General features: G+C 42.5%; 13 protein-coding genes and 1 pseudogene. 6 read left to right on the forward strand and 8 right to left on the reverse strand.

Features of this window, described 5'->3' with window-relative positions; all coding sequences use genetic code 11:
* Positions 1-415: 415 nt before the first annotated feature.
* The 4 genes from LIX84_RS04155 to LIX84_RS04170 all read right to left on the reverse strand — a co-directional run bounded on the left by LIX84_RS04155 (position 416) and on the right by LIX84_RS04170 (position 6,955).
* Entirely contained in the window at positions 416-1,195 is a 780-nt protein-coding gene (locus LIX84_RS04155; protein WP_226420714.1) for a hypothetical protein, read from the reverse strand.
* A complete protein-coding gene (locus LIX84_RS04160; RefSeq protein WP_226420715.1) occupies positions 1,168-1,815 on the reverse strand; it encodes a hypothetical protein in 648 nt (215 codons plus the stop codon). The genes LIX84_RS04155 and LIX84_RS04160 overlap by 28 nt, the downstream gene beginning before the upstream one ends.
* An 890-nt stretch (positions 1,816-2,705) precedes the next feature.
* The gene (locus LIX84_RS04165) at positions 2,706-5,051 is read right to left on the reverse strand and encodes a hypothetical protein (RefSeq protein ID WP_226420716.1); all 2,346 of its coding nucleotides are present in this window, start codon (positions 5,049-5,051) and stop codon (positions 2,706-2,708) included.
* Between the two features lie 251 nt (positions 5,052-5,302).
* On the reverse strand, positions 5,303-6,955 hold the full coding sequence (locus LIX84_RS04170) for a recombinase family protein (RefSeq protein WP_226420717.1): 1,653 nt from the start codon (positions 6,953-6,955) through the stop codon (positions 5,303-5,305).
* A gap of 48 nt (positions 6,956-7,003) precedes the next feature.
* Here LIX84_RS04170 and LIX84_RS04175 point away from each other — a divergent pair.
* Positions 7,004-8,593, forward strand: a pseudogene (locus LIX84_RS04175) (FAD-dependent oxidoreductase); the annotation flags it as partial.
* Positions 8,594-8,669: 76 nt separating this feature from the next.
* Here the strand turns inward: LIX84_RS04175 and LIX84_RS04180 are convergent.
* The 4 genes from LIX84_RS04180 to LIX84_RS04195 all read right to left on the reverse strand — a co-directional run bounded on the left by LIX84_RS04180 (position 8,670) and on the right by LIX84_RS04195 (position 13,551).
* Positions 8,670-9,365, reverse strand: coding sequence for an aspartate/glutamate racemase family protein (locus LIX84_RS04180; RefSeq protein ID WP_203342477.1), 696 nt, complete (start codon positions 9,363-9,365; stop codon positions 8,670-8,672).
* A gap of 145 nt (positions 9,366-9,510) precedes the next feature.
* Positions 9,511-10,311 (reverse strand): PhzF family phenazine biosynthesis protein, encoded by an 801-nt coding sequence (locus LIX84_RS04185; protein WP_150916512.1) that lies wholly within the window; start codon positions 10,309-10,311, stop codon positions 9,511-9,513.
* A gap of 141 nt (positions 10,312-10,452) precedes the next feature.
* Positions 10,453-10,929, reverse strand: a complete 477-nt coding sequence (locus LIX84_RS04190; RefSeq protein WP_226420718.1) for a DM13 domain-containing protein — start codon at positions 10,927-10,929, stop codon at positions 10,453-10,455.
* Positions 10,930-11,226: 297 nt separating this feature from the next.
* The gene (locus LIX84_RS04195; RefSeq protein WP_226420719.1) at positions 11,227-13,551 is read right to left on the reverse strand and encodes an FdhF/YdeP family oxidoreductase; all 2,325 of its coding nucleotides are present in this window, start codon (positions 13,549-13,551) and stop codon (positions 11,227-11,229) included.
* A gap of 667 nt (positions 13,552-14,218) precedes the next feature.
* Between LIX84_RS04195 and LIX84_RS04200 the strand changes: the two genes are divergently transcribed.
* The 5 genes from LIX84_RS04200 to uhpB all read left to right on the forward strand — a co-directional run bounded on the left by LIX84_RS04200 (position 14,219) and on the right by uhpB (position 20,037).
* Positions 14,219-15,103, forward strand: a complete 885-nt coding sequence (locus LIX84_RS04200) for a LysR family transcriptional regulator (protein WP_226420720.1) — start codon at positions 14,219-14,221, stop codon at positions 15,101-15,103.
* A 53-nt stretch (positions 15,104-15,156) separates the two neighbouring features.
* A complete protein-coding gene (fdhD, locus tag LIX84_RS04205; protein WP_025509306.1) occupies positions 15,157-15,987 on the forward strand; it encodes a formate dehydrogenase accessory sulfurtransferase FdhD in 831 nt (276 codons plus the stop codon).
* Positions 15,988-16,393: 406 nt separating this feature from the next.
* Positions 16,394-17,788: a hexose-6-phosphate:phosphate antiporter gene (gene uhpT, locus LIX84_RS04210; protein ID WP_104970731.1), complete on the forward strand. Its 1,395-nt coding sequence runs from the start codon at positions 16,394-16,396 to the stop codon at positions 17,786-17,788.
* 138 nt (positions 17,789-17,926) lie between these two features.
* Entirely contained in the window at positions 17,927-18,535 is a 609-nt protein-coding gene (gene uhpA / locus LIX84_RS04215) for a transcriptional regulator UhpA (RefSeq protein WP_046875403.1), read from the forward strand.
* Positions 18,535-20,037: a signal transduction histidine-protein kinase/phosphatase UhpB gene (uhpB, locus tag LIX84_RS04220; protein ID WP_226420721.1), complete on the forward strand. Its 1,503-nt coding sequence runs from the start codon at positions 18,535-18,537 to the stop codon at positions 20,035-20,037. The genes uhpA and uhpB overlap by 1 nt, the downstream gene beginning before the upstream one ends.

Here is a 20,037-nt window from a genome sequence, read left to right on the forward strand (position 1 = left end):
TCAAACACCAAACTTTCTGACTAATTTTTAGTCATTTTGGCACGTATCTTTAGATGCTGTTTCAAGTACTTTTATAGAAATACACATCCAACGTATTATTTTATTATCTAAGTTGTTATATTATTATTGAGTCCATAGAGCTTCCTCAGTGGAACGCTATAAAAGCTACCACTACATCCAATACAAAGTCAACAGAAAAAACCATTTTATAAAACAAATAAAATTCCAAAATCTCATTTTCACTGCATTTATGTATAATAAAAGCATGAGCATTGAGCGTATTAGTGGAAAAGCTTCGCTCAAGATCAGTCGAGGAAGTCATGAACAACACCACGATTCTCGGGAACAACGCATCTCTAGAAAAAGCAGTATGATGAATCATACTGCCCTGTCTACATTAAGCAATAAGCTCCCTTTAAACTAACAAATCAATTATTGAGATTGCGTTCATTTGCTTTTGTTTGTGAATACAAACCTCGTATTCACGGTCATCGATTAAGCATATTACATCCAAGTTTTCTCGATTACTCTTAACGTGAGATGCATAAATGCTAAAAATAAATCTAGTCTCACAACCATCAGCAGTCAGGAATTTAGCTATAAGAGCGCTACTTTTTTCTGAATTTGAAAATCTGATTGCATCGAAACTTTTCAAAATCCAAGAGGGTTTTGATTTCGAAAACGTGACTGCTAATGACGCAGCGTTGTGTGGGATCATCTCTAACTTATCATTCACTTTCAACTTTGACATGACACCGTACGAAGGTATATTGACGTTTAATAATGTAGTACCGTGACTCATGTTTCGGTTCTGGTAGTTAAAATCAGTTTTTATATCTTGAAAATGTAATTGATATACATCGTAATCAATCGTGATGCACCGCCCATTATCCTGGTCAATTATATAGTTACCAATTTCAGTACTTACAGACTTCTTACTAAATCGCTCAAAAAGTTTCTGCAAATACTCATCATTTATTCTCATATCCGACACCTTAGTTCTTCCATCAACTATCATTAAACAACATTCAATCAATTCTTTATTAAACTGAGAACCTCTCGGGTTCTGTCTCAGTAACATCCTCTCTATCGGTGTGAGTTGATAAACAAATCTAAGCGCACCAAAGCAGTACGTTTCAGAATATCTAATCATATAGTCTCCCTTACCTAGTAAAACAGCTTCTTCTCGTGCCACAAAACTAATGTGGCAATTGTGACAACTTTTAGATGTGGCTTATATTCCCACTTAGTTATTTCTTCTGACAAAGGTATAAGAAAATCATCAACTTGGCAGAAAATATAATCTACACCTTTAACATGATGGCTTTGTAAATCAGAGGTTCTATTTATGAATAAGCAAGACAAATGAGAACCACTCTTGGTGATTAACCTGAACTTAAACGCAGAAAAACAGTCATTATCGACTATTAGATTGTTACCGTGATATAACAAAATATGCTTAATCTCATTTAGAGCAGAAAGTTCCCCGCTAAGATCACTTTCGAGAAAGTACATAAAATCCGTACCAAGATAGACTTGCCTAATATAGCTTTCTAACTCAGTATATTCAGTTATGTTTGAGTTGTATTTTGAGAGGCTGTAACTAATATCCCAATCTAAATACATGTCTGGCTTTCTATTTAATAGTGCCAGTTGCACTGATTTAATTAATGGAATGTCACATATATATTCTTTACGATTAATATTGTTAACAACACCGATATTATTAATAATATTAGATATGTGTAAATGAAGTTTTGATGAAGTTAAAGGATGATTAGATTGATCGAAGTCAGTAGTATCACAATTGTACATAATGTCCTCCATAGAGAGTTAGAATTAAGTAAGTTTAAATTTTGCTTTAAGCAATTTTATTTTTCTTAATACTGTTATTATCTATTGAGGACACCGATATCAGAACGATACATTTAGTGTCTAGTTAGCGATAGGAGACCAATTGCCAGCTAACTTATGAATTACATTAATTACTTATATATAAAAAGTCAATGATTTTTCAAATATAAGTAAAGTAAATCACTTTGGTTGATTATGTATTTGGTAGCCGAGCTGGTTGGTCAATATCGTTAAAGTTATTGACCGATTATAATTACCTGTGATCATACACAACAGCCATTTTACTTTCCCATATAAGCCCACCGACAACGATAACCCCCTTGATTTAGTCACCAGAGTATATGTAAGTAGTTAAAATGGTGAGACAAATGCTAAGTCGTTTTTCTTTAGAAAACTATCACCATACGACTCTCAGCTCTTATAACCCTTACGGTCGAGTATTTCATTTAAAATTAAGTCCTGAAGCTCTTCCCCTTCGAGCTGAAGTAGCAACCATTGTTGATTATTTCTGACATAAATAACGGTATAGCTCATAGGTATATAGAAGCCGCTATACAGATCAAGTTCGGCAAAAAATTTTAAGTCGAGATAGCCAGCATTAGTCAGTCGGAGTATACAAGGTTTAATCCTTTTGGTTTTTGCAAAGCTTCAACTTAGCTAGAAAATATATACCTGATTAGCATAGTTAAGATTCGTAATGCATCCTATAGATTAAGCTGAAAATTAGAAAATGCACACTGCTTAGCAGTGTGCTTTCTCTATGGTCTACTTATAAAGTTTCGACACCCAACCAGATCACAAAGTTAGTATTTATTTATAATAAAATTGAACTTAGTGACCCATTTTATTTTCTATCGGTCACTTTCCGACTTAGTTAACGCTGCTTTAGCCAATGAGTTAAATTGGTATGGTCTGCGTCGGTTTTTCTTATTACCGATAGGTTTACCTTTTTCGATACCCAAGCGTTTAAGCAGATCATTTAAGCGAGTAGTTGCAGAATTTTTTGATTCAGTAACTTCCATACTATCGAACTTTACAGCGTACTTCTTGTCGAAGGTTCCTTTAAGTAGCTCCTTATGTGTAATGATGCTGTTATATACTTTTAGTGAGTCTGCTATTTCAAATGTACCGTCTACTCTTAGCCCCTCTACTCCTACGGCAGATACGACAATAGCTAACTTTGATTCAAGGCTATCTTTTGCTGATTTTCCCTGTGCAACACGAAGAAATGCTTGTGACGCTTTAAATTCAAATTGATCATGGAAGCCAACCACATCTTTTGTCACATCTTCAACAGAAATATTAAGCATATCTGCGATTCTCCACCGCTCAATTGCCATTTCATCGGCAATTGTTAGTGCAGAGCTTCTACTTAGCTGATAATACTCCGCTTGTGACAAAATTCTCGATTTGGGAATTTCTTCTAATCGCTCTTTAGCCGTGCTAATAGAACTTTGGCTAACATAACTTACGTCAAGTAACGAGATCGGTTGCACAGTTAAGTCAAAACCAAGCTCTTTTAGTGTCTCCTGCAAAGCTAGTGGTTGATTTAATTTTAGTAGTGTTTCACGCTTATCAAACTCTCTCTCCAACCTTTCAGCTAGCGCTTCATCACCCTGCGGCTCAAAGCGCAACTTTGATGTGTCATATTTGAAGTCGAGACTATGCGACACTGCAAATCGGATCTTAGTGGCTTTTCTTAATCGCCTAGCCAACTGAACAAGCTGTAACGGCTGTAAAACATTACGACTTAGTACGATCACTTCATCACAGTAACGAGTTCTTATATCAAAGCCTTCACGCAAACTTGGGCTAACAATAACCGTTCGATATTTGCTTATTTCTTGATTAGGCTTTTCTAAAAAAGCAGCTTGCTCTTCAAACTCTTTTACCTTGCTATGGACGACCAAAATTCCTGCTTTTAGTGCAGATTTTGGGCAAGCATAGCCTTTGTTATCGATGTAGCCGCTTTCTCTCAGCAGGTGTTCAATCAGTTTTCGGCTATCGCACGCAATAAACTGCCTATTCGAACTAAGCAATTTATTTGCAACTAGATCTGCTTGGACTAACGTCAGTTCATCAATATACGCCTCGATCTTGTTATAAGCAGTGGTAGGAAAGTTTACCGTTATAACTTCTTCTTCATTCTCATTTCGATACTCACGAACATAAGCACTGGTAACAGCATCACTGGCATCTGCATCCATAAATATTAATTTCTTCGATTTATTTTGAAGTAGATCAGCGAGACGTTTGCGAATAATTTTTTTGTCTGATAGCGGTATGTAAGTGACGTTCGGATCAAACAACGCTTGAAGGACTTTCTCACTCTCATCAATCACTATTGTGTCAGATTGAGCGACCTTGTAATAGTGAAAGTCGTTCACTAACGCATTAATGGTTAGACTGAAATGATCAGCATTTTCTATTTCATGCATAGCCTCGTCGTAAAATGCTGCCTTGATCTTTTCAGGTTTATGTTGCTTTACGACACTAACCAAGTTACTAATGATTGCAGTCTTTCTCCCTTTTGTTTTTTCTCGTTTACACATCCTTAATGCCTGGTGAGTTTTACCGACCCCAGTACCCGCACGAACAACATATACGCTTCGATTGTCATGCCAGAAGGGGCCCATATGTAGATAAACTACGGAATCAATAGCAATATCAGTATTAATTGAGACTGTTTCCTTGACGACTTTTCTTATTGGACATGGTGATGTATGAATAAATGATTGGATTTCTTGAGGTGTTTCCTCAAGTCTATCTGCTAGAAATGAGATAGCTTGCTCTCTCTGAGATAAATTGAGTTTGCTGCGCGTAGCCTCAAAGAGATATTTCTTTAGGGTTTTTGAATGAGGAAATTTTTGATAAACGGCGAGAGGGTAAGCTACTTGGGGAAAATCTTTCGATTGAAAAGTCACTCTTTCTTCAGTTTTCGCATCGGCAATTAATATATGACGTTTAACACATATCAAAGCTAGGTTTTCTGCATTTTTACTAGCAAACGGAATATAAATGCAACCTATGGTTTTCGATTTTGCTAAGTGCATATCTATTACTTTTTCGAGGTTCTTTTCTGTTGTTTCTATCAAGCGATTTTTACAGTACTTAATCACTCTTTCAGCACTGGAATTGCTTTCACTAACCAGAATATCCACTAGATTTTTTTCTGGGTTTTTAATTACTTGATACATTACGAACCTTTACACGATACTCTGACTAAACGGGTTTTAAATAAAGTTCTCATTCTGTTCTAGAAAACCCTGAACACTGACTCAATTTGTTTAATAAAACTAAAATGAGACAGGATTTCCGCTACTTTCACGAAATCTCAATACAGTAACAACTCATATTAAAACAGACGTAACTGAAACACTCTATTGTTTTCAGTATTTCCTTTTAATTATAAAAGATTAGATAAATTTACGACCTGACCGTTCAAACGCTACAGCTTTCCCGAAGATAGCAACAGCGATGGAACGTTTCCCTTCCTCAATACAATACCTTTCATGTTGTCTTTTACATTTACAACAAACTTGCTAACATCTCTTTCCGTGTAGTCATGCGGGATTCTGATTTCAAAATCGTGCCAAACTCCGATTTTAACCACCACCTGCATTTCGCAAAAGACAACTGTAATTTTATAATCTTTCATTATTTGATTAAATCTGAATCTGTCTTCTGATCTACTGAGGTCTAAGTTTAGGTCTTTTAATGTCCCTGTTACTCTTGCTTTAGAATTTTCGATTTCTTCGGTAATAAGAGCTTCCTTGGCAAGCAATTCTTCGTAATCCTTTTCCCAGCTCGGATCAGAAGGGAATTTGATCATATATTCCCTAACAGTATCTAATTGTTTGATTTTCTCATCTCTTTTCGCTTCTAATGCTGAAATATCAATCGAGCTGCTCACTTCATATTTAATTTCTTTTAATACTGCATAGACTGTGTTTTGAGCTTGAAAATAGTTGACGTTTTTCGCTTTACAACGATGACGTTTCCTCTTGTTATTGCACTTGAGATACATTCCTTTGGGCGGTTCAGTTCCTTTTCTTCGTTCATACGCCAACGAGTATCCACACTCATTCCCTCGCCCATTAGGCCAACCGCATGTTGCGATGTTACGGAATACATTCTTGAAATCTTCATTACCTCCCCCTCCCGTACTTGTGCCAAAAGTTTTCTGCACTGCATAATACACAGCTTCATCTACAATTGGTGGGTAGTACGTTTTTTGATCGCCCAAGTGACCAATTACATTTTTATTACGTAAAATTGTATTAACTGTAGATTCGGCAAGAGGAGAATTCAACGCCCCTTGAACTAACTCCCCGTCATCGTTGTATGTATATCTGGCTAAAATTAGATTTGGTTTATTATCCACCGCAACAAAACCTTTTAGCTTGCCCTTTGCCTCTAACGCTCTTAAGTGATTCATGATTCTTAAAGCTCCCCAACCATGCTCCAATTTCAGCTCAAAGATCTTCTGAACAATCTCAGCATTTTGAGGAATAACTTCATGACCCTTTCGGTCATATGAACGAGCCAGCCAGATGGGTGTTTTAGCTATATGCTTTAATCCTTTCTCTTTCATTGTTTTATTGCTTGCTCGAATCCTTGCGCTTTTCTGGGACGACTCCTGGTTCGCAAGATAAATGCTAATCTCAAGCAATACTCTTGCACTTACTCCTTCAATCCCTTGCATATCCTCTTCAAAAACAATATCCCATTTTGTAATTGCTATCTTCACACCCGCTGACAAAATTTTTTCAAACTGCTTACGCACAAAGTCGGGCTTAGCTCGGCTAAATCTATCAATCAGTTCTATAACAATAATGTCGCCTTCCACTATAAAGCCGCGCTCAATATCACTCATGAGTTGACCAAGCTCTCCGTTTTTTAAGTTAGCCGCTGTATACCCACTGCGCCCTCTATCTTCGTATATCTGTCCACGGTTATAACTCGGCAAACCATTATCAATTCGTTTCTTGTTATGGTTTTCAATCCAAACTTCACTGCTCTGTTGTTGACGATCAATACCGTGTCCTTCTTCACTTTGGACAACTTTACTGACACGATGATAAAGATGGTATTTGCTCATAACTAACTCTCGATAAGCCTATAAAATTTGTAGTCTATCATACAATTTACTTTTGCCAACTGTGGCTTGCCTTATCACATCGGCGGCGATATCCAAGAACGCAGTAAGTTACTACTACAAACGCCAGAAAGCTTTTTAGCACGTTTTAACGTTGATGTTCGCGTGATGAATGAAGTAGTTTCTATTAACCGACAGGACAAAACCGTTACGATCAAAAACCTGTTGGATGAGTCTGAATACGTAGAATCATACGACTTCCTACTGCTTAGCCCAGGTGCAGGCCCTATTGTTCCGCCAATCCCAGGTCTCGATAACCCGCTAACCCACTCGCTACGTAACATTCCAGATATGGATCGCATCATCGAAACGATCCAAATGAACAAACCAGAGCATGCTACGGTTGTTGGCGGCGGTTTCATCGGTTTAGAAATGATGGAAGCCTTCCACCAACTTGGCATTAAAACCTCTCTGATCGAAATGGCAGACCAAGTCATGACGCCAGTAGACCGTGAAATGGCAGGTTTTGCTCATGCAGAAATTCGTGACAAAGGTGTCGACCTAAAACTTGGCGTCGCGCTTGAATCTGTGAAATTCGTACCTAACGAGCACGTTGCAAGTTTCGACTCTGGTGAGAGTGAGAAACACCAACACCTAGAAGGTGAATTGGAGTTAACACTAAACAACGGTGAAAAACTCACCACCGATATTTTGATTATGGCAATTGGTGTTCGTCCTGAGACAAAACTGGCGCAAGAAGCCGGCCTTCAAATTGGCGCGCTAGGCGGTATTTACACGAACGAACACATGCAAACCAGCGATCCATCTATCTACGCTGTCGGTGACGCGGTAGAAGAGAAAGACTTCGTGACTGGCGAGCAAACTCTAGTGCCACTTGCAGGCCCGGCAAACCGTCAAGGTCGTATGGCAGCAGACAATATGCTAGGCCGCAAAGAAGCTTACCAAGGCACACAAGGGACAGCGATTTGTAAAATCTTTGACCTTGCTGTGGCTTCAACAGGTAAAAATGAGAAACAATTGAAACGCGCTGGTATTGAATACGACAAAGTGTACGTGCATACCGCAAGCCACGCGAGCTACTACCCTGGTGCAGAAGTGGTGTCGTTCAAAATGTTGTTCGATCCAAAATCAGGCAAGATTTTAGGTGCTCAAGCAGTTGGTAAAGACGGTATCGACAAACGTATTGACGTTATGGCTGTTGCACAACGTGCTGGCATGACGGTTGAACAACTGCAGCATCTTGAACTGACTTACGCGCCACCTTACGGCAGTGCAAAAGATGTGATCAACCAAGCGGCGTTTGTGGCAAATAACATCATCAAAGGTGACGCAGCGGCGATTCATTACGATGAAATCGACAACCTGACTGAAGATCAAATTCTCCTCGACGTCCGTAACCCGGGTGAATTGGAGTCTGTTGGTTATCTTGAAGGGGCAATCAACATTCCGGTTGATCAGCTACGCCATCGTATGGGTGAACTACCAAAAGACAAAGAGATTGTGATTTACTGTCAAGTAGGCTTGCGCGGTAACGTGGCATACCGTCAACTGGTCAACAATGGTTACAAAGCTCGTAACTTGATTGGTGGATACAAAACACTCAAATTCTCGCGCTTATAACGGGATAATAAAAACAGAGAAAACCGAGAGATTGGTTTTCTCTTTTGTTTATTTACATGGACTCAAATCTAACTCATTAACCTTCTATCGCCAAACGGACTGCCGCTTGAGCATGGATAGAAGTAGTATCAAGTAGCGTAACATCGGTGTGACTTTGGTTTACAAGTAAGGCAATTTCAGTGCACCCGAGAATCACAGCTTCAGCTCCCTGCTCTTTTAGTTTTTCAATAATTTGCAGGTATATCGTTCTCGATTCCTCTTTGATTTCACCTTGGCATAACTCTTTATAAATAATGTTATGCACTATAGAGCGATCATCTTGAGCAGGAGTTATGACATCCAGCCCATAGAGGTCGGAAAGCCGTCCTTTGTAAAAGTCTTGCTCCATTGTGAATTGAGTACCTAGGAGTCCGACCTTTTGAACCTCTTTCTCACGAAGTAACTCAGCAGTCGCGTCTGCGATATGTAGTATGGGGATATTAATGCTGGCTTCAATTTGAGGAGCAACTTTGTGCATTGTGTTCGTACAAATAAGAATAAAATCAGCGCCCCCTTTTTCTATTGAAGATGCAGCATCAGATAGAATACTTGCCGTTTCTTCCCATTTACCTTGGTGTTGAAGTTTCTCTATCTCTGAAAAATTCACGCTATACATACAAACTTTTGCGGAATTTAGGCCACCTAACGCCTCTTTGACCCCTTCGTTGATCAATTTGTAATAACTAAGCGTCGACTCCCAACTCATGCCGCCTAGAAGACCGATAGTTTTCATATAACTCTCCAATCGTTATACACCACTATGGGAGGGGTGCTTTTACAAACAAAATCAACCACGTGGATAGACAGCTTTCTAGCTTTGTCACTAGTGAAAACTGGATAAACCTGCGATCAAAAAAAACGAGAACCAAAAAGGACGACTACGCGATTCTCATATCTCCTCGCAACATTGTTACCGCACTTCCAGAAAGCTTAACGTATTCCGGACTCAATAGTTCTGTATAAACAACTCCACTTCTCTTGGATGCTTGGAAGCCTTTTAATTGCGCTTTACCGAGCTCTTTGGCCCAGTAAACACATAAAGCGCAATGAGCAGAACCTGTTACTGGGTCCTCATCAACACCCACCCAAGGGGCAAAGTAACGAGAGACAAAATCAGCGTCAGTGCTTGAGTGAGCAGTGATAACAACTCCACGACCTTTTTGTTTAAGTAGCGCACTAAAATCAGGTTCGAGTTGCTCTATCAAAGACTCATCATTGATGACGATCAACTGCTTATTATCAAACTGACCATAAGCGTTTACATCAGCCACATCGAGCCCTAAGCCGTGAAGCAAGTCTGTGTTAATACTTGCTCGCATATCTAAAATAGGAGCAGGAAACACCAAATGAATGTCGTCATGATCAAGTTGTGCAGTTAAAGCGCCGGATAGCGTGCCAAACTCAATGGTATCACCAGTACTATATAACCCTTGCTCTCTCAGCACGTGCGCCGTGGCCAATGTGCCATGTCCACACAAAGCGACTTCCGTTTCAGGTGTAAACCAACGAAGTTGCATTGTGTTTAATGACAGAAACGCGGTTTCAGATAGTGACATCTCTGCCGCTATGGCCAACATCATTTCCTCATCAAGGCTTGATTCTGTGATACACACACCTGCAGGGTTGCCTTTGAACACATCTGATGTAAACGAGTCGACCTGAAAAATTTTAACTTCCACAAAATATCCTTAAGTTCTATCAACCACTGTAGAACCATTAGCAGCACTTAGTGCATTTGTACCACGTAATGTATTGCACCTGTTGTTTGAGCAGTAAACCTTTATTAAATAAGAAGAAACCACTTTTTCTCCTAATGGGATTTATTGGTATTTTGCCGAAGTAATGAACTCACCGAATGTTTCACACCAAACAACAACAGTATTGTATTCAGAAATGGAAATCCCTTGAGGAACCTCAACAACGAAGTTATTGAATGTTTTGACATCACCAACCAAGCTCATCTCAGATTTAAGGTCATTAAACGCTTGTTCCGTTTCGACAAACTTAGGAGATAGATAGAGTTTATAGTCTGGTCCGGGAGCGAGTTTTCCTACCAACGTAATGACTTCAGAACTCAAATGAATTTCTCCCTCTCCCCAATGAAAAGCGTCGCTACCTTTGAGTTCCCTCTTAAACACTGCGCTGTATTCTGCACCTTGCATGCGCTCAGAAACTTGCTCATCGGTCGGCGCAGGCGGTGCAATAAGAATCGGTAAAGTATAGATACCTATCGCAATACCAATCGCAACAGCCACTAAGTGGCTTAACGTTAATTTAATTATACTTTTCAAGGTCATCTATCTTCTTGTTAGTTTCATCAGCTTAGATTTCGGATCAAATACAGACATCCATCAGGTTATACGTCTAATAGACTAATTTCATTAATATTATACACAAGCTGGACCAATGCGCCTTAATTGCTGCCTTTTAGAGTGCTATCCAATAACCCCGTTATTAACGAAAATAACTATTTTAATTCAGCCCCCTACACGCCTTCGACGAAATGATCTAAATGCAAAGTGAGCAATTAAAAACGGCTGATAATTGATATCAGCCGTTTGCTTATCGGGAATGTCGTTGTGCTGGTTTGGGAACTATTCTGCTTCCACCAAAGCGATCTTATCGGATGTCGATTTTTCCAATTTGATCGCAATAAACTTAGAGGTTGGCGTAAACGTTCTATCCCCATAACTATCTAAAGGAACCAATGGGTTCGTTTCTGGATAGTAAGCCGCCGCCTGACCTGCTGGTACGTCATAGGCAACAAGCGTAAATCCGCTCACACGGCGCTCAACGCCATCTTCCCACAATGACACCATGTCCACTTTATCGCCCGGTTCAAATCCGAGTTTACGAATATCCGCTTCATTGATAAACAGCACTTCGCGCATGCCAAATACTCCACGATAACGGTCATTCAAGCCGTAAAGTGTCGTATTGTATTGGTCGTGTGAGCGCATGGTTTGCAAAATCAAATCTGGCTTTTGGCCTTTTTCGAGTATCGCTTCGCTGATCAACTGCTTCGGCAACTCGCTAGAGCTGAACTGTGCTTTGCCGCTTGGTGTATTCCATCGACGCTCGGCTGCTGGGTTTACCAAGTGGAATCCACCCGGGTGTTTAAGCTTATGGTTAAAGTCGGTAAAGCCCGGAATGGTATCGGCAATCAAATCGCGAATACGGTCGTAATCTTCAATTGCCCACAGCCAATCAATTGGTTTTGCCCCAAGTGTAGCATTGGCAATACCGGCAATAATCGCTGGTTCTGAACGCAAATGCTCCGAACGCGGTTTTAGCTGACCAAATGAGATATGCACCATGCTGAAGGTATCTTCAACCGTCACGCCTTGTGGGCCAGTCGCTTGCTGATCAATCTCAGTACGACCTAAGCATGGAAGAATAAGCGCATCTTTACCTGTGACAAGGTGAGAACGATTTAACTTCGTCGAAATGTGTACGGTTAAATTACAGTTTCGCATCGCGTTGTGCGTACGTTCTGTGTCTGGCGTTGCTTGTGCAAAGTTACCGCCCAAACCGATAAATACTTTCGCTTGCCCTTCTTCCATCGCTTTAATGGCTTGCACAGTGTTGTGGCCTTCACCACGCGGGACGGCAAAGTTAAATCGACTTTCAATGCGATCCAACAACAGATCTGAAGGTTTTTCATCAATGCCCATCGTACGGTCGCCCTGAACGTTACTGTGGCCACGCACTGGTGAAAGACCCGCGCCCGGCTTACCAACGTTACCTCGTAACATTTGAACGTTTGCGACTTCTTTAATGGTTGGCACAGAGTGACGATGCTGAGTCAACCCCATTGCCCAACACATGATCACACGTTCTGCACGTCGATACATGCTCGCCACCATCTCGATTTCACTTAAATCAAGACCCGATTGTTCCGCGATGTGTTCCCAAGAGGTTGCGTCCACTTCAGCCAAATACTCATCAATACCTATCGTGTGTTGCTTGATGAATTCACGGTCAAATACCGCTTTGCCACCGTTTTGCAATGCCTCGCGTTCCCATTGCAACAAGAATTTCGCGATGCCACGAAACACTGCCATGTCTCCGCCTAAAGCAGGACGCAGGTACGCCGTGTTTGTAGGCTCTGAGCCGTTACTCAACATCTCAATCGGCATTTGTGGGTTTTGGAAACGCTCTAATCCGCGCTCTTTCAGCGGGTTTAGACAGATAACCTGTGCACCACGTTTTACCGCTTCGCGCAGAGGTTCAAGCATTCGTGGGTGGTTCGTGCCCGGGTTTTGCCCAATCACGAAAATCGCATCGGCTTTTTCAAAATCATCAAAGATCACTGTGCCTTTACCAACGCCAATGGTGTCTTTCATCCCGATTGCACTGGCTTCGTGACACATGTTGGAACAATCTGGGAAGTTGTTGGTACCGAATGCGCGCACAAATAGCTGATACAAAAACGCCGCTTCGTTGCTTGCACGACCAGAGGTATAAAACTCAGCTTGGTGCGGTGAGTCCAATTGATTGAGATGTTTCGCGACAAGTGCAAAAGCCTCATCCCAAGAGACAGGTACATAGTGATCGGACTCGGCATCGTATCGCATTGGGTGCGTGATACGGCCTTGGTATTCCAACCAGTAATCGGTTTGCGTTGAGAGAGATGAAACGCTGTGATTGGCAAAAAACTCAGGATCAACCAGACGATTGGTCGCTTCCCAGTTTACTGCTTTCGCGCCATTCTCACAGAAATTGACTTTACCACTATCTGGCGACTCACCCCATGCACATCCCGGGCAGTCGAACCCGCCATTTTGGTTGGTTTTGAGCATAGTGCGAATGTTCTTCACTGCATTTTCACTGCCCCACCAACTTCTGGTTACGGCTTTCAATGCCCCCCAACCACCAGCTGGACCTTTGTATGCTTTTATTTGTTCTTTTTGGCTCACGACTTTACTCCTCGCAGATATACCAGCAAGCAGGGGGCCCGTGAAAACAAGCGCGTTATTTATTGAGATAATGCGGAAGTATTGAAGGGCTTAGTTTCTAATCCATGTATTTTTTAATCCAAATAAGTAACTACTCAACATGCTCTCGCTTGTCCGAGCGTTTACTTATCTAGATTCTTGATATCGGATACCCGCCTACTGTTTCTAAGACTGTTAGATTCAATTCGCATTGTTGCGCCTTGATCTAAATCAAAGGTTAAGTCGTTATTCAATATGCGTCCAATTGATAATCCTGACCGAGTGATAAACAAAATCTATGACGAATTTTTCCACTGACGCTCATCACATTTTTAATCAATACAGTTTATGAGGTTAATCGTTTTCCCATTCGATTCCACCTAGTTAGCTTAACGAACTCAATAAAATCGGCATTCTTGATAATAGATAGTATCTATCACACTATAGATACTTTAAATTTGACCCTAATTAATATCAGGAATAGCCTTGATTCAGATCAATTTTGAGTGTGGTTTTATTCTTGACTTGGTTTTGGTTTTCCATTTCCCAGTTAAAACGCTCCAGCGCTTAAAAAGTACGGTAGTGCTGTGCCCTTTTTTAGGGAGTTCCCCCGTACATGTGACTCACAACGCAAGGTGAACAATCCATTATGGATATCAAACAACTGAAATATCTCATCGCACTTGAACAGACCAAACACTTTGGTCAAGCCGCCGCATTGTGCCACATTACGCAGCCTACCTTATCCATGAGAATCCGAAGCTTAGAGGAAGAACTCAACCTCGAATTAATCCAGAGAAGTCAACGATTTGAAGGATTTACTGAAGCCGGAGAACGCATTTTAGCTTGGGCGAAAACCGTATTAGCCGCTCATGATGGATTGCAAGCCGAGGCTGCTAACTGCCGTGGTCAGTTGGTCGGTTCACTTCGGCTTGGAATGGTGCCACTCGCCAGCCAAAACCCTATGCAATTGCTCAAACCATTAGCTCAACAGTTCCCTGAGTTACGCTTTCAAATACTCTCCATGACGACCGAACAGATCATAGACCAACTCAATCGAAATCAACTTGATTTGGGGATGTGTTATGTCGATCAAGTTAACACCGCTTACTTCGATGTTATCGAGCTAGATTCGACCAAGCTTGGCGTTTTATTCGATGAGCGTCATTTTGATTTTGCCGAATCTGAAGTGTTGTGGGAGTCACTCAATAACATTCCGCTAGGGCTGCTTTCAAAGGGTATGCACTATCGCCACTCCATTGATCTTAGCTTTGTGAGTAAAGGGCTGGTTCCGCAAACCGTCATTGAAAGTAACTCAACCTTTCACTTGATCCAAGCAGTAACCAGTGGCCTTTGTTGCGCCATTATGCCGCTGAATTGTGGATTGGAAGAGTTGAACGATACGCTTCGCATTATTCCTATCGAAGAAGCCGCCGTTCACGCCCCGCTAGGTTTGTTAAAGCGAAAACAAGAACCCTTCTCCGCGCTAACCGATCAGTGTTTCGCAGAAGCAAAAAGCATATTCAATCGATAACAACAATCCACACGTCAATTTTTGGCATACACAACGGCTTATGAGGTGATTTCATGAGATGTACTACTCAATCTTATTTTGAACTGTCCGATTTCAATCAAGCACCACCTCAACCAAGTGCATTCAATTACCGAGAATTGATTGATGGCCGCCCAGTGCAACAAATGTCGTTGGCGAGCGAGTCCGCTTTAGCTATCAGCTACAACGGCATTAGCCAAGCGGTCATGATGGTGACGCCAGGCCATCTGGAAGACTTCGTGAAAGGGTTTAGCTTAAGCACAGGCATCGTCCACGACTTCAAAGAGATCAAAGACATTGAAATTGGTGGCGATCACGAATCTCACTATGCGGAAGTGGAAATCAGCAACCGCGCTTTCTGGGCGTTAAAAACACAACGCCGAAATCTTGCTGGCACAACTGGATGCGGCATTTGTGGCGTCGAGGCTCTTGAACAAGCTTTGCCTGATTTAGCACCGCTGACACCGTCTCTTCCTCCGCGCTCCGATGTATTCGAAGGGCTGCGAGACAAAGTCGCACTGCATCAAGAAGCCGCACGTGAATCTGGCGCGTTACACGCCGCCTTATTTGCAGATTTACAAGGCAACATCAAGTTGTGCCGAGAGGACATCGGCCGCCACAACGCGCTAGATAAGTTGATTGGCGCATTGGCCAACAATCACATCGAGCCTCAAAGTGGCTTCGCAATCATGACAAGCCGTTGCAGCTTGGAGTTGATCCACAAAGCCGTTCGCGCGCGTATCTCCACTCTGGTTTGCTTATCTGCACCTACAGCGTTAACCGTCGAATGGGCAAGAAGAAACCATTTGAACCTAATTCACTTGCCAAAACACGGCTCGCCGCGTCTATACAGCCCTGCGCCTTAACACGTCAACTTAGTCGAATTCCTAATATTTCTAACAGAGACCTCTGGGTCTCTGTTGTTTGCTTCTCGTTCCCAATTGATACTTAGCGACAAGACACTATTCTCTCCAACCAAACGTGCTCACCCCTTGCCAGCACTAAGCTTGCGTATATTAACCCGCTTGCATTTGAACGCTTTCCAATCCGATAAGAACCCTGTCAAAAACCCATAAATTAGTAAGGATTTTGTGTGACTCTTTTCACGCTTTTCCACCTTCCTAGGCAATTCTAGGAATTTTTCCTAGCCGATCTAGGCAACCATCTCATGTGCCTCACAAAACCACTCTCTAGAATTCCGCTCAGTCAAAGGTAACAAGAGCACATAACGGTCTCCGTTGTGTTTCTAAAACAATTACAAGAGAGTTCATCATGTTAAAATTCCTCGAACAGGTGCGGAAGCCGACCCTCGATCTTCCTGTCGAAGTTAGAAGAAAGATGTGGTTTAAACCGTTCATCCAATCTTACTTGGTCGTATTCATCGGCTACCTAACCATGTACTTGATTCGTAAGAACTTCAATGTCGCGCAAAACGACATGATCTCAACTTACGGTTTGAGCATGACAGACCTAGGTCTTATTGGCCTTGGCTTCTCCATCACATACGGCATCGGTAAAACCGTTGTGTCTTACTACGCTGACGGTAAGAACACCAAGCAATTCCTCCCTTTTATGCTGATCCTTTCTGGTCTTGCAATGCTTGGTTTCAGCTTCAGCATGGGCGGTGGTAGTGCAAGCCTGTTCTTGATGGTGGCTTTCTACGCTCTAAGTGGTTTCTTCCAAAGTACTGGTGGCCCTTCTAGTTACTCAACCATTACAAAATGGACACCTCGTAACAAGCGCGGCTCTTACCTAGGCTTGTGGAACATGTCGCACAATGTTGGTGGTGCGGGCGCAGCGGGTGTTGCTCTTTTCGGTGCTAACTACCTATTCGACGGCCACGTAATCGGCATGTTCGTGTTCCCTTCTATCATCGCGATCATCGTCGGCTTTATCGGTATGCGCTTTGGTAGCGACTCTCCAGAAGCTTACGGTCTAGGTAAAGTAGAAGAACTTTTCGATGAAGCAGTGAGTGAAGAAGACACCGCCGCTGAAGAAAACCAGATGACCAAAAAAGAAATCTTTGTTGAATACGTTCTTAAAAACAAAGTTATCTGGCTACTTTGCTTTGCCAACATCTTCCTTTACATCGTTCGTATCGGTATCGACCAATGGTCAACGGTATACGCGTACCAAGAGCTTGGTCTGTCAAAAGAAACGGCAATCTCTGGCTTTACTCTATTCGAAGTCGGTGCGCTTGTGGGTACTTTGATGTGGGGTTACTTATCTGACTTAGCAAACGGTCGCCGCGCATTGGTTGCTTGTGTGTCTCTTGGTTTGATCATCGTATCGCTTGAGTTCTACCAACACGCCACTAGCGAGTTCATGTACTTAGCCTCTCTATTTGTATTGGGCTTCTTGGTGTTTGGTCCGCAACTTCTTATCGGTGTTGCCGCGGTTGGTTTTGTCCCTAAAAAAGCAATCAGTGTGGCTGACGGCGTAAAAGGTACTTTCGCTTACCTAATCGGCGATAGCTTTGCAAAACTAGGCTTGGGTATGATTGCAGACGGTACACCTATCTTCGGCTTAACAGGTTGGAAAGGTACCTTCGCAGCCCTAGATACCTCCGCCATGATTTGTATTGTTTTACTTGCTTTCGTCGCTATCGCGGAAGAGAAGAAGATTCGACACGCGAAGAAGCTTCAACTTGCACAAGACCAAGCCTAACTTCTCTGCGCGCTTTACTTCGGTAAAGCGCGTAAGATCATTAAAAAGCATGGTTCAATTCAGTATCATTAAAGATTTTTCTATTGGCTCCTGTTGGAGCTTATTGTTGTTAGTCGTCTGCTCTATTTGGTTGTAATAATGATTCATGTTGCTCTAGTTGATGATCACGTCATCGTGCGTTCGGGTTTCGCACAATTATTAAATTTAGAAAGTGATATTACCGTTGTTGGTGAATTCGGCTCTGTCGCAGAAGCACGCACAGGCTTGCCTGCGGTACACCCACACGTCGTCATCCTAGATATTTCCATGCCAGATGAAAGCGGCTTAAACTTTCTCAGCGAAATACCAACTGGCATTGCCTGCGTGATGCTTAGCGTACATGACTCCCCTGCGATGGTGGAAAAATCACTAAAGCTAGGTGCAAAGGGCTATCTTAGTAAACGCTGTAGCCCAGACGAACTTATTCAAGCCGTGAGAACCAGTGCTTCTGGTGGCTGTTACCTCACATCAGATATTGCACTTAAACTTGCAACGCCTAGCGACAACACCACCTCTCTATGCCAACTGACAAAACGTGAAAACGAGGTATGTCAGCTACTTGCTACTGGGTTAGATGTCAAGTCAGTCGCGGCAGAGCTTGGCTTGAGCCACAAGACCGTGCATGTTCATCGTGCGAATGCCATCGACAAACTCGGCGTGAAAAACAACGTTGAGCTCGCCAAACTATTTTCTCAAGAGTCCTTTTAATGCGAGCTTATGCTGTTACCACCATTTGCGGACTTTTTGTTATGGCTTGCGCCTGGTTCTGCTTATGGGTGATTGCCTATTACTTTGTCAATGATCCAGAACTAGCGATCTTATTGTTTCCTTTCGCTTTACGATTAGGCGTCGCCCTGCACACTCGCACCGCTTATTGGCCAACGATTTATCTTTCAGAGTGGGGGCTTTCCATCGCACTTGCGATCTTACTGGGTCAACCGCAGTGGCTTACCGTGCTGATTGCGAGCATTGCCAGTATCCCGGTCACTCTGATTGCGAAAAAATACTACTACGGAGACCAAAACCGCCATTTAGCCGTGATGAGCGTTGTCATTATCATTAGCGCGTTTATTAATGTGATGGCCGTTGGTTTTCACGTTCCTTCGGTTTACATGGTGTGGCTGGCTAGCATTTCTGGAGGCTTGCTCGTGGTGCCTATGTGCTACTTGTTATGGAGTTATTTGTTCCAAAGTCGTTGGTCTCCGCTTAGCTCTCTCCTACTTAGTAATGCCGTTGTATTTCAGGTGCGTCATATCGTGCTTTATGCGCTGCTTTTGATCGGCAGTATTTTGGTGCAAACCAGTTTGCCTGAAGAGCTAAAACGATTTGCGCCATTTTGTATGGCGATTCCAATCATCGTGCTTGCTCTGCGTTACGGCTGGCAAGGTGCCCTACTCGCCACCATGCTCAACAGCATTGCGCTGATTGCGGCTCGCAGCGGCGTATCAAATCTAGAAATCACCGATTTGTTATTATCTCTCTCGGCGCAAACCATCACCGGCATTATGCTCGGTTTAGGGGTTCAGAAACAAAAAGACCTCAATCACAAACTGCGCGGCGAACTTGCACGCAATCAGAATTTGTCTCGCCAGCTTATCAAAGCGGAAGAATCCGTAAGACGCGATATTGCGCGCGAGCTACATGACGAAATCGGCCAGAACATCACGGCAATCCGCACACAAGCCAACATCATTAAGCGGGTAAATAACACAGAAACACGCGTGGGTTGCGCCGACATGATCGAAGGGCTTTCCCTCAACGTGTACGACACCACTAAGCGACTGTTAAGCAAGCTAAGACCAAAAATGCTGGATGATTTGGACTTAAAAGAATCCGTCGAGCAACTAACGCGAGAAATGGAGTTCGCCAATCACGGAACCAACGTTCAACTGAACTGGCAGGGCGATTACACCAGCCTGAGTGACACACTCAAAGTCACCCTATTCCGTTTATGCCAAGAATCATTAAATAACGCAGCCAAGTACGCAGAAGCGCAGTTGATCAATATTGAACTGACAATTGGAGAAGCTGCGGTGTCACTGATGATTCACGATGATGGTGTCGGCTTCAAAGTTCAGGACAGCATGAAAGGCATGGGCGTTCGCGGCATGCAAGAGCGTGTGCACGCGTTAGGTGGAAAAATGGTTATCTACTCCACCAGCGATCAAGTGATCGGCACACAAATCAGCATTACTTTACCTAAGGTGTAA

Origin of the sequence: Vibrio sp. E14 (assembly GCF_020515785.1) — a bacterium.
Taxonomy (GTDB): Bacteria; Pseudomonadota; Gammaproteobacteria; order Enterobacterales; family Vibrionaceae; genus Vibrio; species Vibrio diabolicus.

Coding starts and splice junctions, on each gene's coding strand:
- LIX84_RS04160 (WP_226420715.1), bottom strand. CDS start 1,815: ATGTACAATTGTGATACTACTGACTTCGATCAATCTAATCATCCTTTA.
- LIX84_RS04165 (WP_226420716.1), bottom strand. CDS start 5,051: ATGTATCAAGTAATTAAAAACCCAGAAAAAAATCTAGTGGATATTCTG.
- LIX84_RS04170 (WP_226420717.1), bottom strand. CDS start 6,955: ATGAGCAAATACCATCTTTATCATCGTGTCAGTAAAGTTGTCCAAAGT.
- LIX84_RS04180 (WP_203342477.1), bottom strand. CDS start 9,365: ATGAAAACTATCGGTCTTCTAGGCGGCATGAGTTGGGAGTCGACGCTT.
- LIX84_RS04190 (WP_226420718.1), bottom strand. CDS start 10,929: ATGACCTTGAAAAGTATAATTAAATTAACGTTAAGCCACTTAGTGGCT.
- LIX84_RS04200 (WP_226420720.1), top strand. CDS start 14,219: ATGGATATCAAACAACTGAAATATCTCATCGCACTTGAACAGACCAAA.
- fdhD (WP_025509306.1), top strand. CDS start 15,157: ATGAGATGTACTACTCAATCTTATTTTGAACTGTCCGATTTCAATCAA.
- uhpT (WP_104970731.1), top strand. CDS start 16,394: ATGTTAAAATTCCTCGAACAGGTGCGGAAGCCGACCCTCGATCTTCCT.
- uhpA (WP_046875403.1), top strand. CDS start 17,927: ATGATTCATGTTGCTCTAGTTGATGATCACGTCATCGTGCGTTCGGGT.
- uhpB (WP_226420721.1), top strand. CDS start 18,535: ATGCGAGCTTATGCTGTTACCACCATTTGCGGACTTTTTGTTATGGCT.